Annotated in this window: 14 protein-coding genes; 13 read left to right on the top strand and 1 reads right to left on the bottom strand. The window is 42.9% G+C overall.

Annotated features, from left to right (window positions below; all coding sequences use genetic code 11):
* Positions 1–18 precede the first annotated feature (18 nt).
* Positions 19–1908 (bottom strand): gliding motility-associated C-terminal domain-containing protein, encoded by a 1890-nt coding sequence (locus tag R8P61_13105; protein MDW3647998.1) that lies wholly within the window; start codon positions 1906–1908, stop codon positions 19–21.
* Positions 1909–2085: 177 nt separating this feature from the next.
* On the opposite strand from R8P61_13105, the gene R8P61_13100 reads away from it, so the two are divergent.
* From R8P61_13100 to R8P61_13040, 13 genes are all read left to right on the top strand, one after another.
* On the top strand, positions 2086–3000 hold the full coding sequence (locus tag R8P61_13100; protein ID MDW3647997.1) for an AraC family transcriptional regulator: 915 nt from the start codon (positions 2086–2088) through the stop codon (positions 2998–3000).
* 106 nt (positions 3001–3106) lie between these two features.
* Positions 3107–4174, top strand: coding sequence for a 1,2-phenylacetyl-CoA epoxidase subunit PaaE (gene paaE, locus R8P61_13095; GenBank protein MDW3647996.1), 1068 nt, complete (start codon positions 3107–3109; stop codon positions 4172–4174).
* 38 nt (positions 4175–4212) lie between these two features.
* A complete protein-coding gene (gene paaA / locus R8P61_13090; protein MDW3647995.1) occupies positions 4213–5145 on the top strand; it encodes a 1,2-phenylacetyl-CoA epoxidase subunit PaaA in 933 nt (310 codons plus the stop codon).
* Positions 5146–5156: 11 nt separating this feature from the next.
* Positions 5157–5444 carry a 1,2-phenylacetyl-CoA epoxidase subunit PaaB gene (gene paaB, locus R8P61_13085; protein ID MDW3647994.1) on the top strand — a complete coding sequence of 96 codons (288 nt, stop codon included), beginning with the start codon at positions 5157–5159 and terminating at the stop codon, positions 5442–5444.
* 2 nt (positions 5445–5446) lie between these two features.
* Positions 5447–6199 (top strand): 1,2-phenylacetyl-CoA epoxidase subunit PaaC, encoded by a 753-nt coding sequence (gene paaC, locus R8P61_13080; protein MDW3647993.1) that lies wholly within the window; start codon positions 5447–5449, stop codon positions 6197–6199.
* On the top strand, positions 6193–6684 hold the full coding sequence (gene paaD / locus R8P61_13075; protein MDW3647992.1) for a 1,2-phenylacetyl-CoA epoxidase subunit PaaD: 492 nt from the start codon (positions 6193–6195) through the stop codon (positions 6682–6684). The genes paaC and paaD overlap by 7 nt, the downstream gene beginning before the upstream one ends.
* 22 nt (positions 6685–6706) lie before the next feature.
* Complete coding sequence (locus R8P61_13070) at positions 6707–7486, top strand: enoyl-CoA hydratase-related protein (GenBank protein ID MDW3647991.1); 780 nt, start codon at positions 6707–6709, stop codon at positions 7484–7486.
* Between the two features lie 71 nt (positions 7487–7557).
* The gene (locus R8P61_13065) at positions 7558–8736 is read left to right on the top strand and encodes a 3-hydroxyacyl-CoA dehydrogenase NAD-binding domain-containing protein (protein ID MDW3647990.1); all 1179 of its coding nucleotides are present in this window, start codon (positions 7558–7560) and stop codon (positions 8734–8736) included.
* Positions 8729–9160: a hotdog fold thioesterase gene (locus R8P61_13060; GenBank protein ID MDW3647989.1), complete on the top strand. Its 432-nt coding sequence runs from the start codon at positions 8729–8731 to the stop codon at positions 9158–9160. The genes R8P61_13065 and R8P61_13060 overlap by 8 nt, the downstream gene beginning before the upstream one ends.
* Positions 9161–9248: 88 nt before the next feature.
* Positions 9249–11747: a phenylacetic acid degradation bifunctional protein PaaZ gene (gene paaZ / locus R8P61_13055; GenBank protein MDW3647988.1), complete on the top strand. Its 2499-nt coding sequence runs from the start codon at positions 9249–9251 to the stop codon at positions 11745–11747.
* 92 nt (positions 11748–11839) lie between these two features.
* Positions 11840–12214, top strand: coding sequence for a four helix bundle protein (locus R8P61_13050; GenBank protein MDW3647987.1), 375 nt, complete (start codon positions 11840–11842; stop codon positions 12212–12214).
* Between the two features lie 45 nt (positions 12215–12259).
* On the top strand, positions 12260–13018 hold the full coding sequence (locus R8P61_13045; protein MDW3647986.1) for an enoyl-CoA hydratase/isomerase family protein: 759 nt from the start codon (positions 12260–12262) through the stop codon (positions 13016–13018).
* Between the two features lie 70 nt (positions 13019–13088).
* Positions 13089–14408, top strand: coding sequence for an AMP-binding protein (locus tag R8P61_13040; GenBank protein MDW3647985.1), 1320 nt, complete (start codon positions 13089–13091; stop codon positions 14406–14408).
* Positions 14409–14430 lie beyond the last annotated feature (22 nt).

Below are 14430 nucleotides of genomic sequence, written 5' to 3'. Positions count from 1 at the left end.
TTTTTTGAGAATGGGTTGCTAACGTAATAGGGAAATAGAACCGCTGTATTGAAGGATTCGATCGTCAATAAGTTCCATTTCGATTACAAAGACATAGACACCTTGTGGGGCAAACTTTCCCTGAGTAGTGCCATTCCAGGAAACGACATTTTGACCTGCAGCAGGACCATCGACACTATATATGATTTTTCCCCAACGATTGAAAACGGAAAATTTTCTGATCTGACGAATTCCTGCAGGGCTTCTCGCGACGACATGAAAAATATCATTTTGTCCATCTCCATTTGGCGTAAAAGCTGTAGGAGCATGGACAAGAAAATTGGCTTTAGTTACTTCGATGGTAAGACTATCTCTTGCCGTGCAGCCCTTATCATCCTCAACTAGCAATACGTATTGGGTAGTTGACGGAGGAGAGGCAATAGGATCTGGGCAGTCTGTACAACTCAATCCTTCTGTAGGACTCCAGCTATAACTTACATTAGTTATAGACGAAAAGCTGCTGAGTAAAAGGGTCTCCCCAAATGAAAGGCTGGTATCTTCCGGAACGCTGACAATAAAAGGGTCCTGCGCTGGAACAACAATCGTTGCAGGGAAATCACAATCAAATTTATCGGTTACAATCACCTGATAGGTATCTGCAGTCAGGTCTGTGAATATTCCTGTATTGTTTACATCCACTCCATTCAGGATATAGCTGAATGGGGGATATCCATCCGGTACATCCGTAATAACGATGGAACCATCACTTCCTCCAAAGCAATTGGGACTTTGTACTGTATAAATCGGCTCTGTCTGTAATCTGGGCAAGACGCTTAAATCAGTAGTCACTATGCTGTCGCAACCGATGCTTGAGATAAGAGAATCTACATAGATCCCGGTCTGCTTATAAACAGAATTTCCCACGAAATAAGAATTGCCATCGCATATCGTATCCGTTTGACTATAGAGAATGGGTACTACTATCAAAGTTTTTTCAGCAGAGATAAGCCGACAGGTAACATTGTCCAAATTCCCATTATCGGTCGCTAAAAGATATCTATAGAGATAGGTACCACTTGCAAAATTAGTCACAGGAAAGATCAGTTGATCTCCATTGGGCAGGTCTTGCCAACTAGCTCCATCATCTGTACTTCTTTGCCATCTGACTGCTTGAAATGCCGGATCACTTATATTGGCAGTTAACAGAAACTGATCGGTATCATCTACGCATACATAGGAAGTGTCTGCCGGACTTACAAGTGCATCCGGTCCGCAAGGACGAAAAAGAATATTATCCAGGGCCAGGTCATTTCCTGTCCCGCCCGGAGCATTGTTCCGGATGGATAATTTCATGCTGGTTTGATTAGGACCTGTGCAGAATACCACACTGTAATTATTCCATCTTTCCGTTTGCCCAATACTTCCGGTTGAAAGTACTACCTGATCATCCAAGAGCAGATCTACATTGGGGTCTATATGACCGGTAACGGGTCTCTTGATGAGATTGATAATATCAACACTGAATTCATATTGGGTATTTCCACACAATCCATCTACTTGCTGTTCATAAAAGAGTCCCGGTTCAAAACTGGCATTTACTACCATAAAGTAACCATTGGGATCAGAAGAATTATCTCTCAACTCCAGCCAGGTTCCATATAGATTGGGCCATGCACCGGTATTGTTGGTGATTGTATAAAAGCCATCTCCAGGAGGAACGGCTGTGGTATAGTTATATCCGGGAGCAATCTGGGGATTTACAGTTACCAGATTCGGAACACCCGAACCAAAGTCGCCATCGGTAAATATATTATCTCCCAAACTTCCATTACAGCTAAGTGTGCTATCCAGCTGAAGAGGAGGATAGGCGTAGAGAGGGACAAGAAAAAATAAGGATACAGAAAGTAGTAGCGTTGTTTTGCTAGGCATGATGCAGTCTTCTCTTAAGAACTTAAAGATACGCATCTATCCGATAATTTTTAATAAATATTTATTATGTCCAATGGATTCAGGCAAAAGAAAAATACCCCAAAAAGCTTTTGCCTTTTTTTGCCTAAAAAGAAACTAAAAAAGACCTAAATTGGTATTATTAATAAATAATGTTCTATGCCTGAACCCGTTTTTCTTCCAGTGCTTTCTCAAAATGCCGCAAAAAGTCGAGTTGAGATCGTTATGCTGGACCAGGATCTTTCCCTTGCAAAAACCTATAATCCTGATAAAGAGACCTTTCAGGTTCAAGGAGAGTTGGATCCAGGATTGATTCAATTTTATTTTAGTACACGTGGAGGTGTGAAATTCTCTTTTCATCGGGGAAACTATGTAAAGGAACTCAATCCTAATCAGAGCTTTCTCTTTTACAATCCGGAAAAAGCCTTGCCACATGAAATCATTTTGGAACCTCAGGCGAAATTGATGGCTTTATTTGTGTCTGTTCAGAAATTGCATCAATGGTTTCTGGCAGAATCAGAGGAAATCCATTTCCTCAATAATGAGCAGATCAATCGGAAATTTTATGCAGATCAACCCCTGAACCCCGCTTTGGCAATGGTGATTGATCAGCTTTTTAACCTCGACTTTAATTCAAATACTCTCAAGCTTTATTATCGGGCCAAAATCCTGGAGATACTCAGTCTCTACTTTAGCCGGGAAGAAGATAAAGGCATGGAAAAATGTCCTTTCTTGTTGGATGAGGTAAATGTGAAAAGAATTCGTCAGGCAAAGCAAATCATCATCGAACGTATGGCCAATCCTCCTGGCTTAGAAGAACTGGCGAAGGAAATCGGCTTGAATACCTATCAACTTAAGGTTGGATTTAAGAATATATACGGAAATACCGTACACAAATATCTGACTGATTATCGGATGAATCAGGCTCGGAAAATGCTGGATCTGGGACAGCTTCGGGTCAATGAAGTTGGATATCAGGTCGGTTTTAGCAATTCCAGCCATTTTATCGCAGCCTTTAAAAAGAAATTTGGAGTTACCCCCAAGAAGTATTTGATGTTTGCCAACAGATCCTGATCGGGTAAGTCTCGGCCCCTTATCGATCCATTTTTTTGAAGAAATATTGCAACCTTCAGGTGGAAATCCGTATATTTGCCTAACGAGTGTTAGTTAGCGTGTCAATATGAGTCACTTTCATAGCTTAGCGGTTAAAGAAATCAGAGAAGAAACCCCGGACTGTGTTTCGGTGGTATTTGATATTCCTGAAGAATTAAAAGAGAGCTTCAAATTTATACAGGGACAATACCTTACCTTGAAAACCGACATTGAAGGGGAGGAAGTCAGGAGATCTTATTCTTTATGCTCCAGTCCTTTGGAAGGGGAGTGGAGGGTAGCCGTAAAAAGAGTAGAGGATGGTAAGTTTTCGACCTTTGTCAATCGCGAACTCAAGTGCGGGGATCATGTAGAGGTAATGCTGCCCAATGGAAGATTTTATACGGAAATCGATCCTTCTCAAGAAAAAAGCTATGTTGCTTTTGCTGCAGGAAGTGGTATTACTCCCATACTTTCCATCATCAAAACCCATTTGGAACTGGAACCTAAAAGCAGTTTCAAATTATTCTATATCAATCAAAGCGTTTCCTCTATTATCCTTAAAGAAGAAATTGAAGGCTTGAAAAACAGATTTTTTCAACGTTTCGAAATCTTTCATTTTCTGACCCAGGAAGAACGTAATATTCCCCTCTTTAATGGAAGACTGGATAGGGAGAAACTGGAAGTTTTGGCTAATTCTCTGCTCGATATAAAAGGGACAGATGATTTTTTCATTTGTGGCCCGGAGGAAATGATCTTTCTCCTGAGAGATTTTTTAATGGAAAGAGAAGTAGAGGCAAAACAAATTCATTTTGAACTCTTCAATACGTCTACCGCTAATCGCAAGAAGCCCGGGAAATCCCAGTCAGCTAATTCGGCTATGTCTGAGGTGCAAATATTAGAAGGAGGCAAAAGTTTCACTTTCAAAATCCCTCGGGGATCTGACTTCATCCTGGATGCAGCTTTAGATCGCTCTGCTGATTTACCGTTCGCTTGTAAAGGAGGAGTTTGTTGCACCTGTAAAGCAAAACTGATTGAGGGAGAAGTGGATATGGAAGTGAATTATTCCCTGGAAAAAGAAGAACTGGATGCCGGATACATTCTGACCTGTCAGTCTGTACCTAAATCAGATAAAGTAATCGTTGATTTTGATTCATAACGGACGATTGTTATCGTCTGCATTTTACCATAAATACTATGCAATCTCAAGAAGCAGCATTTCAAGCTAAAATCGATGCCGGCCAAAATATTGAGCCCAAAGATTGGATGCCCGAGAAATACCGCAAGACCCATATCCGACAAATTTCTCAACATGCTCACTCTGAAATCGTTGGGATGTTGCCAGAAGGCAATTGGATCACGCGTGCGCCAAGTTTGAGGAGAAAAGTAGCCTTGCTGGCCAAGGTGCAGGATGAAGCTGGACATGGCTTGTATTTGTACAGTGCAGCTGAGACGCTTGGTATCAGTCGTGACGAACTTTTCGAGCAATTGCATAGTGGTAAAGCCAAGTATTCCAGCATCTTCAATTACCCGACCTTGAGTTGGGCAGATATGGGAGCCATCGGATGGTTGGTTGATGGAGCTGCAATCATCAATCAGGTTATGCTTACCCGAACTTCTTATGGTCCTTATGCAAGAGCTATGGTGAGGATTTGTAAAGAAGAATCTTTTCACCAAAGGCAAGGATATGAAATCATGCTGACTCTTTGTGAAGGGACTGAGGTGCAAAAACAATTGGCGCAGGATGCTTTAAATCGTTGGTGGTGGCCATCCCTTATGATGTTTGGGCCTCCGGATGCGGTTTCTACGCATACCGAGCAATCCATGAAATGGAAGATTAAGCTCAAAAGTAATGATGAGCTGAGGCAGCAGTTTGTAGATATTACTGTGCCTCAGGCTGAAATTTTAGGCTTGACCATCCCGGATCCTGATTTGAAATGGAATGAAGAGAAGGGCCAATATGACTTTGGAGAGATTGATTGGGATGAATTTTGGCAGGTAGTCAAAGGAAATGGCCCATGCAATCGCGAGAGACTCAATGCCCGTAACGAAGCCTGGGACAATGGAGCCTGGGTGAGAGAGGCCGCCATTGCGCATGCCGATAAAAAGAAATCTACCCAAAACGCATAATCCGCTAAATCATGAATAAAAAAGAATGGCCCATTTGGGAAGTGTTTGTTCGAAGCAAAAATGGTTTGGAGCATCGCCATGTAGGAAGCCTGCATGCTGCTGATGCTGAAATGGCGATGGAAAATGCGCGGGACGTTTACACTCGAAGAAGTGAAGGAGTAAGTATTTGGGTAGTTGAATCCAAACACATTTCCGCTTCCAATCCGGAAAACAGCGGCGAACTCTTTGAACCTGCCAAGGACAAAGTTTATCGTCATCCGACTTTTTATGATTTGCCAGAAGAACTAAAACACATGTAGCCATGCGGGATCAACTGTATCAATATTTACTTTCGATAGGAGATAATTCCATGATCCTGGGGCATAGATTGTCTGAGCTTTGTGGACATGGTCCTAGCCTGGAAACAGATATAGCCTTAACCAATATTTCTTTGGATTTATTCGGACAGGTGAGAAGCTATTTCCAATATGCTGCAGAATTAAAAGGAGAAGAACTTACAGAAGATAAAATCGCTTTTCTTCGCTACCCGAATCAATACAGGAATACCTTATTGGTCGAGCAGCCAAATAAAGATTTTGCTTATGTGATTGTTCGTCAATTTTTGTTTGATGCCTTTCATAAACCCTTTTTGGAAGAATTGTCTCAAAGTCTCGATCCTCAAATAGCTGCTATCGCAACAAAATCTTTGAAAGAGGTTAGCTATCATCTCCGTTTTTCCAGTCAGTGGGTAATAAGATTGGGAGATGGTACAGAGGAAAGTCATGCCAGGATGCAGGAGGCTGTTAATCACCTCTATCGATTCTCTGGGGAGTTATTCGAAGAGACGGAGATAGACAAAGAGATGAAGGAGAATAAGATTGGAGCGGACCTTGAGCAGGTAAAAGAAGCATTTATCCAAACGATCAGAGAAGTGATGTCTGAAGCTACTTTGGAGATTCCGGATACTCCCTGGCATCAGGGAGGTGGAAAAAAAGGCATTCACACAGAAGAATTAGGATACATTCTGGCTGACCTTCAATATATGCAGCGGACCTATCCCGATATGAAATGGTAATTGCCGAACAACATAAAGAGATTCTGGACTATCTCTATGAGGTATCCGATCCTGAAATTCCTGTTTTGTCCATCATGGACATGGGGATTGTACGGGATATTGAGGTAGAAGGAAAACAATTGAAAGTGAGTATCACTCCTACCTATTCTGGCTGCCCGGCCATGGATGTGATTGGGGATGATATTGTGAGGGCTTTGAAAAAAAGGGGCTATGAAACAAAGATAAAATTGGTTTTAGCTCCCGCCTGGACTACTGACTGGATTACGGAAGAGGGGAGAAGAAAGTTAGAAGAATATGGGATAGCCGCTCCATTGGATGCTTCGGCAGATAAGAAAGCCTTGATGGGTGAGAAAAAGATGGTGACTTGCACCCATTGCGGCTCAAAAAATACAATAATGGTAAGTCAGTTTGGTTCTACGGCCTGTAAAGCACTCTTTAAGTGTGAAGATTGTCTGGAGCCTTTCGACTACTTTAAATGTCTATAAAGAAAATAAAGTCTATATCTACATGTCTGTACTACTATTCGAGATCAATGAGGGAGTAGGAACAATTAGCTTGAATCGGCCTGATGCTTTCAATAGTGTCACCCGCGAACTGGCTCTGGCTTTTCAGGAAGCTCTGGATACTTGCGCAAGCAGGGAAGATGTAAGGGCTGTTCTTATTACAGGTACTGGAAGAGCCTTCTGTGCCGGTCAGGATTTAAAAGAAATTACCGATGAAGAAAACCGTCCGGGATTTCGGGTAATTCTTGATGAGCATTTCAAACCTATAATCCTCAAAATAAGAGAACTTGAAAAGCCCGTGATTGCAGCCGTAAATGGAGTAGCAGCGGGAGCAGGAGCGAATATAGCTCTGGCCTGTGATATTGTGCTTGCCAGCGAAAAAGCCAGCTTCATTCAGGCATTTTCAGGTATAGGCTTGATTCCGGATAGTGGAGGAACTTTTTTCCTTCCTCGGCTTATTGGATTTCAAAAAGCTTTGGCCATCAGTATGCTAGGCGATAAAATTTCTGCAACTGAAGCGGAAAAAATGGGGATGATCTACAAAGTCCTGCCTGCAGAAGATTTCATGAGTGAGTCATTAAGTCTTGCCCATAGAATGGCCAAAATGGCCACAAAGGGCCTCGCTTTAACCAAAAAAGCTTTTAATCAATCCCTCACAAATAATCTCGAATCTCAACTCAGTCTGGAGACAGCTACTCAACTCGCAGCCTTCGAGACCTATGATTATAATGAAGGCGTTCAGGCCTTTGTAGAAAAAAGGAAAGCGGAGTTTAAAGGAAAATGAGGTGCTCATGTGTTCTGGTGTTCAAGTTGGACCCTAACACCAGAACACCAGAACACCAGAACACTATTAATATGAAACTAGGCATAATCGGAGCAGGAACCATGGGGAGCGGAATCGCGCAGGTCGCAGCTACAGCCGGCTGGGAGGTGGTTCTCTATGATGTAAGTGGTGAAATGCTGGAAAGCAGTCATGAGAAACTACGGAAACTCATGTTGAGACTGGTGGAGAAGGGGAGAGTTAGTATGGAGGAATCCCTGCGAATCAGAAATCAGATTACCTATACAGAGGAAGTCGAGCCTATGACTGGAGCAGATCTGGTGATCGAGGCTATCGTAGAGGATTTAGGGATCAAACATAAGGTGCTTTCAGGTCTGGAAGGAATTCTGAGCCCTGAATGTATCATCGCGAGTAATACTTCTTCTCTTTCAATAGCGGCACTTGCAGCAGCCCTGAGAAAACCGGATCGTTTCATTGGTATCCATTTCTTCAATCCCGCTCCGCTCATGAAATTGGTAGAAATTATTCCGGCTGTCCAGACAAGTCCTGAGGTTTTGGAGCAATCCAGAAAAGTCATTGAATCCTGGGGGAAATTGACGGTACTAGCCAAGGATACCCCAGCCTTTATCGTCAATAAAGTGGCTCGACCTTTTTATGGGGAAGCTTTACGCATATACGATGAAGGACTAGCCGGTATAGCGGATATAGACTGGGCGATGAAAGAGCTGGGAGGATTCCGAATGGGACCTTTTCAGCTTATGGATTTCATTGGCCATGATGTTAATTACATCGTTACAGAAACCGTTTTTCATGCCTTTTATTTTGATCCTCGTTACAAACCTTCTTTTAGTCAAAAGCGTCTGGCAGAGGCTGGATTTTTAGGCAGAAAGACGGGAAGAGGATTTTATGACTATCGGGAAGGTGCTGAAAATCCTTTACCCAATAAAGATGAGGTGCAGGGAAAGATGATTCTGGATCGTGTCCTGGTTATGCTCATCAATGAAGCAGCAGATACTTTGCACCTCAATATTGCTAGCAAGGAAGATATCGACCTGGCCATGACCAAAGGGGTCAATTATCCCAAAGGCCTCCTTGCCTGGGCCGATGAATTGGGCATAGAAGCTTGTGTCGAAAAACTGGATGCACTGTATGAAGAATACAGGGAAGACCGATACAGATGCAGTCCCTTATTGAGGAAGATGGCCCGAGAGAATACTAACTTTTTCCCATCAGAAGAAAGTTACCATGCCTGATTCCCAATCCAAAGCCCAGGCCATCTATGAGAAAATGATGGAAAAAGACTATTGCAGTCAATGGCTGGGCATCAAACCTATATTGATAGAAGAAGGACATTGCCAAATCGGGATGAAGGTTCGACAGGAAATGCTCAATGGCCATGGAATTTTACATGGTGGCATAGCCTTCACCTTTGCTGATAGCGCCTTTGCCTTCGCCTCCAATTCTTATGGGAGATTGGCAGTTTCGATTCAGGGCAGCATGAACTATGCTAAATCAGCCAAAGAAGGCGACGAACTGATCGCAGAGGCCACAGCCCTCAATGTAACACACAAAACCGCTGACTTTGATGTCAAGGTCTTAAATAAACATACAAAAGAAGTGCTCTACTATTTCCGAGGGACTGTGTACCGGAGTAGTAGGGAGATTTTGGGAGATTAAATGTATGAGTGTTTTAGGGTGTTAGGGTATTAGTAAATGATTTAGAACCCTAGCATCCAAACACACAAACACCCTAATACGCTGAAATATGTACAAACTCGGAAATTACGTACTTGGAAGCTGGATGGATGGAAAGGGAGAAGGAAAACCCTTGTACAATGCAGTAAATGGAGAGCTTATTGCAACCGCAACTACAGATGGAATTGATCTGGCTGAGGTTTTAGCTTATGGTCGAAAGGTCGGAGGGAATCCGCTGCGTAAAATGACCTTTCAGGAAAGAGGCAATATGCTCAAGCGACTTGCCCTGTACCTCAACAAAAGAAAAGAGCAATTCTACGAAATTAGTTATAAGACAGGAGCGACTCGTGCAGATAGCTGGGTAGATATAGAGGGGGGATTTGGTAATCTTTTTGCCAATGCTTCTTTAAGGAAGAATTTCCCCAATCAGAGTTTTCATGTGGATGGTGATCCGATCGATCTTTCTCGTGGAGGAAGTTTCATGGGGCATCATATCATGGTGCCAAAAAGAGGGGTAGCGATTCACATCAATGCCTATAATTTTCCGGTTTGGGGCATGTTGGAAAAGTGTGCATGTAATTGGATGGCAGGAGTTCCGGCAGTAGTGAAACCGGCAACGGCTACCTCTTTTTTGACAGAGGCTGTGGTAAAGGAAATCATTGCCTCCGGAATATTGCCTGAAGGAGCCTTGCAATTGATCTGTGGATCTGCGAGGACGATTTTAGATGCAGTTGAATCTCAGGATGTAGTTACTTTCACGGGTTCTGCAGATACTGGTCGTCATTTGAAATCTCATTCTCGGATCATCTCAGAAGCTGTACCCTTCAATATGGAGGCAGATAGTTTGAATTGTTCTGTATTAGGGGAAAAGGCTGTTCCAGGTACGCCCGAATTTGATCTCTTTATCAAAGAGGTACGCAAGGAAATGACATCAAAATGCGGGCAGAAGTGTACAGCTATTCGCCGTGTAATTGTTCCAGAACATTTGATAGAAGATGTACAAATCGCCCTGGGAAAATCTTTGGCGAAAGTAGGAATTGGAAATCCACTAGCGGAGGGAGTTAGAATGGGAGCTTTGGCGAGTAAAGACCAGGTCGAAGAAGTGAGAGAAAGGGTAGGGGAAATTGCTCAGACCGCTAAGATTGTATATGGTTCTTTAGATGAAGTTCAGCTAATAGATGCCGATGCAAATAAAGGGGCCTTCCTTTCTCCAATCTTGATGCTGGAGAAATCCCCCTTCGAAAATGTAGGCGTACACGAAATTGAGGCATTTGGTCCGGTAAGTACCCTTATGCCTTATAAAAATATGGAGGAAGCTATTGAACTGGCTCAAATGGGCAAAGGCTCCCTTTGTTGTTCAATAGCAACATTCGATGATCAGGAAGCCCGGGATTTTGTCGTAGGTGCAGCTAGTCATCACGGACGAATTTTGGTACTCAATAGAGAAAATGCCAAACAAAGTACCGGACATGGCTCTCCTTTACCTACTTTGGTTCATGGTGGACCCGGTAGAGCAGGTGGCGGAGAAGAAATGGGAGGCATGAGAGGGATCAAGCATTATTTACAGAGATGTGCTGTACAGGGAACTCCCACTACTTTGACTGCCATTACGGGTATTTATCAATCCGGATCTAAAGTTGTGGAGGCGCCACAACATCCCTTTAAATATCACTTCGAAGATATACAGCCAGGTATGTCCATAACTACGCATAAGCGTACCATTACAGATAGTGATATCATCAATTTCGCCAATCTGACCTGGGATCATTTCTACGCACATACAGATATTACCTCCCTTAAAGGGTCGATATTTGAGAAAAGAGCTGCACATGGCTATTTCATTTTGGCTGCTGCTGCAGGCTTGTTTGTTCATCCGGGTAAAGGTCCTGTTGGTGCAAACTATGGTCTGGACGAATGTCGTTTCATTCGCCCCATCTACCATAATGATACCTTGCAAGTACGTTTGACCTGCAAAGAAAAAGTAGAACGCGACAGTCGTGGCAGAGAATATCCTTCTGGTGTGGTAAAATGGTATGAAGAGATCTTCGATCAGGAAGGTGAATTGGTCGCCATGGCAACCATACTGACCCTGGTTCAAAAGAAAAATCCTTTCTTCGAATTTAGCCGCGAGAAGGTAGATGCCAGTCTCAATGCCCTAACAGAATCAACCAAACCTTCCTGGGGAATCCTGACACCTCAGCATATGGTAGAGCATTTGGAATACTTCTATGACATTGCTTTAGGCAAAATAGAAGTACCCCAGACCACGCCCGAAAAGTACATGGAAAAAACCCAGGAGATGCTTTTCAATTTTAAAGGTATGCCAAAAGAATTTCAACATCCCCTTTTGAAAAAGGGAGAACTGGAAGACTTGAAATACGGAAGTCTGGAAGAAGCCAAAGAAGCCCTCCGCAAATCCATGGATGAATCAGATGCGCTTTTCAAAGAAAATCCGGCAGCGACCCTATTCAATCCGGTTTTTGGCATGCTCGATGAAGAGATGTGGGAGAATTATAATCGGAAACATTTTCATCATCATTTTGAGCAATTTGGGCTTATCACGAAGTGATTAAATAAAGATTTGAATGTGTTGTAGTGTTTTAGTGTTGTAGTTGTATATATAGCTGTTTCTTTTGGTGTCATATAGAATAAAAATTGTATATGGCAAAAATTAACAGATTTGAAGAACTGGATTGTTGGAAAGAAGCACGAAAGCTGGTTACAGAAGTTTTTATAATATGTGAACAAGGAAAACTTCGGAGGGATTTTGATACGAAAAGCCAATTGAAAAGGGCATCATTATCTGTAATGAACAATATTGCAGAGGGTTTTGGAAGATATAGTAATAAGGAATTCATTAGATTCCTTGAATATTCTCAAAGTTCAGCCTTAGAAGTAAAAAGTATGCTTTATATATTGGAAGATCTTGAGTATGCTGATAAGGAAAATTTGAATAAAATAAAGTTGCACCTTTCAAATACCCTGTCTTTAACTCTAGGCTTCTTGAGGTATCTCCGCACAACTATTGAAAAATGAAACTATAACACTACAACACTAAAACACTTCCTTAAAAAAGAATATATGGACCCTTTCGTTCGTACCGAACTAATAAAACCCGGCATCGCCGTCATCACCTTCTACCATCCGGCCCACAACTCTCTCCCCGGAGATATCCTGTCGCAGCTTGCTGCTGCCATTACAAAAGCCGGTCAGGATGAGTTGATAAAAGTCATCATCCTCAAAAGTGGAGGAGATCGCACTTTTTGTGCAGGTGCCAGTTTCGATGAGCTCATCACTATCAATGATTTCGAAACGGGCAAGAAATTCTTCATGGGTTTCGCCAATGTCATCAATGCCTGTCGTAAATGCCCAAAGTTCATCATTGGACGTGTACAGGGAAAAGCTGTAGGTGGGGGAGTTGGCTTGGCAGCAGCAGTAGACTACTGTTTGGCCAGCAAATATGCAGGGATAAAGCTCAGTGAATTGGCAGTGGGCATAGGACCTTTTGTTGTTGGACCTGCAGTCGAAAGGAAGATCGGAAGCTCTGCTTTCTCTCAGCTTACCATCAATGCTACCGAATTCCAATCCGCACAATGGGCCAAAGAAAAAGGACTGTATACAGAGGTTTTTGATTGGCCGGAAGAACTGGACAAAGCTATCCTGGAGCTTGCAGATAATCTGGCGAGCAGTAATCCAGAAGCACAGCGCATGCTCAAAGAGGTTATTTGGGCAGGAACGGAAGACTGGGATGAATTGCTGGAGAAAAGAGCTGAGATGTCTGGGCGACTGGTGCTGAGTGATTATACCAAAGAGGCGCTGGCGAGATTTGAGAAGAAATAAGACAGTTGTTCTGGTATTCTCGTGTTTTAGTTGTTTTCACCCGAACACAAGCGCACATTAATCCCCTCCCATGTACAACAAAGAAATAGAAACTCTTCCCCTCGATAAGCTCCGCAAGCTTCAAAACGAACGCCTGCAACAAATGCTGCTAAGGCAATACACACATGTGCCTTTTTACAAAAAGGTATTTGATGAAAGAGGTTTAAAACCCGCTGATATTAAAGGAGTTGAGGATCTACATAAGCTACCCTTTACCAAAAAGACAGACCTGAGAGATAACTATCCCTTCGATCTTTTTGCGGTTCCTAAGGAGGAAGTAGTGAGAATACATGCCTCAAGTGGGACTACAGGCAAACCAACTGTAGTTGGCTACAATCGTCATGATCTGGAGGTATTTGATGAGGTAGTAGCCCGTTCCCTGGTGTGTGCGGGTGCAAGGAAGGGAATGAAGCTTCATAATGCCTATGGGTATGGACTTTTTACCGGAGGTCTGGGAATGCATGGAGGCGCAACTAAATTAGGCATGGCCGTAATTCCGGTTTCAGGAGGTATGACCGATCGCCAATTGATGATCCTGCAGGATTTTCAACCAGAAGTGATTTGTTGTACGCCTTCTTATGCACAAACATTGGGAGAGGAAATACAGAAAAGAGGCATATCTCTCGATAGCCTAAATCTTAAATATGCCATTCTGGGCGCCGAACCCTGGACGGAAGCTATTCGCCAACAGGTAGAAGCAAGTCTGGAAGTAAATGCAACCAATATCTATGGATTAAGTGAAATCATCGGACCCGGAGTATCTCAGGAAGATTTTGAAGAAAAAGGAAGTGGCAGCTATATCTGGGAGGATCATTTTTTTCCGGAAATAGTAGACAAAGATACGGGCGAACCTTTGCCCTATGGAGAAGAAGGAGTCCTGGTTTTTACGACCCTTACGAAAGAGGCACTTCCCATTTTACGCTATTGGACCAATGACATTTGCAGCATCTATTATGATTCAGATGCCAAAAGAACCCATATAAAGATGTCTCCCATCAAAGGGCGTAGCGATGATATGCTTATAATTAGGGGCGTAAATCTTTTTCATACACAGGTCGAAGACTTACTCCCTGCTTTCCCTCATCTCGCACCTTCCTATCAGCTCATCGTGAGTCGGGAAAAAACCATGGATGAAGTAGCCTTAAAAGTCGAACTAGACGAAAGAGTCTCCAATGACCTTCTCGGTCAAAATCTTTCCTCAACCGAACTCTGCACTGAACTCTCAGCCAAGCTTAGTAAAAAGATCAAGGATAATATTGGCATCAGTATGAGTGTGGAGATTTGCCATTTTGGAGAAATTCCCCGCAGTCAGGGAGGGAAGTTGAGTAGGATTGTGGATAAGAGGGGATAAACCTGCGCAGGTGTTCTGCTGT

Source organism: Bacteroidia bacterium, assembly GCA_033391075.1.
In the GTDB taxonomy this organism is placed as follows: domain Bacteria; phylum Bacteroidota; class Bacteroidia; order J057; family J057; genus JAWPMV01.
Note: the sequence above shows the minus strand (reverse complement) of the source record. Positions and strands in the feature narration are given on the sequence as shown.

Bases quoted from the DNA above. Each gene is read 5' to 3' on its own strand.
- R8P61_13100 (MDW3647997.1), top strand. From the start codon at position 2,086: ATGCCTGAACCCGTTTTTCTTCCAGTGCTTTCTCAAAATGCCGCAAAA.
- R8P61_13045 (MDW3647986.1), top strand. From the start codon at position 12,260: ATGGACCCTTTCGTTCGTACCGAACTAATAAAACCCGGCATCGCCGTC.
- paaA (MDW3647995.1), top strand. From the start codon at position 4,213: ATGCAATCTCAAGAAGCAGCATTTCAAGCTAAAATCGATGCCGGCCAA.
- R8P61_13070 (MDW3647991.1), top strand. From the start codon at position 6,707: ATGTCTGTACTACTATTCGAGATCAATGAGGGAGTAGGAACAATTAGC.
- R8P61_13040 (MDW3647985.1), top strand. From the start codon at position 13,089: ATGTACAACAAAGAAATAGAAACTCTTCCCCTCGATAAGCTCCGCAAG.
- paaE (MDW3647996.1), top strand. From the start codon at position 3,107: ATGAGTCACTTTCATAGCTTAGCGGTTAAAGAAATCAGAGAAGAAACC.
- paaZ (MDW3647988.1), top strand. From the start codon at position 9,249: ATGTACAAACTCGGAAATTACGTACTTGGAAGCTGGATGGATGGAAAG.
- R8P61_13065 (MDW3647990.1), top strand. From the start codon at position 7,558: ATGAAACTAGGCATAATCGGAGCAGGAACCATGGGGAGCGGAATCGCG.
- R8P61_13060 (MDW3647989.1), top strand. From the start codon at position 8,729: ATGCCTGATTCCCAATCCAAAGCCCAGGCCATCTATGAGAAAATGATG.
- R8P61_13105 (MDW3647998.1), bottom strand. From the start codon at position 1,908: ATGCCTAGCAAAACAACGCTACTACTTTCTGTATCCTTATTTTTTCTT.
- R8P61_13050 (MDW3647987.1), top strand. From the start codon at position 11,840: ATGGCAAAAATTAACAGATTTGAAGAACTGGATTGTTGGAAAGAAGCA.
- paaB (MDW3647994.1), top strand. From the start codon at position 5,157: ATGAATAAAAAAGAATGGCCCATTTGGGAAGTGTTTGTTCGAAGCAAA.
- paaD (MDW3647992.1), top strand. From the start codon at position 6,193: ATGGTAATTGCCGAACAACATAAAGAGATTCTGGACTATCTCTATGAG.
- paaC (MDW3647993.1), top strand. From the start codon at position 5,447: ATGCGGGATCAACTGTATCAATATTTACTTTCGATAGGAGATAATTCC.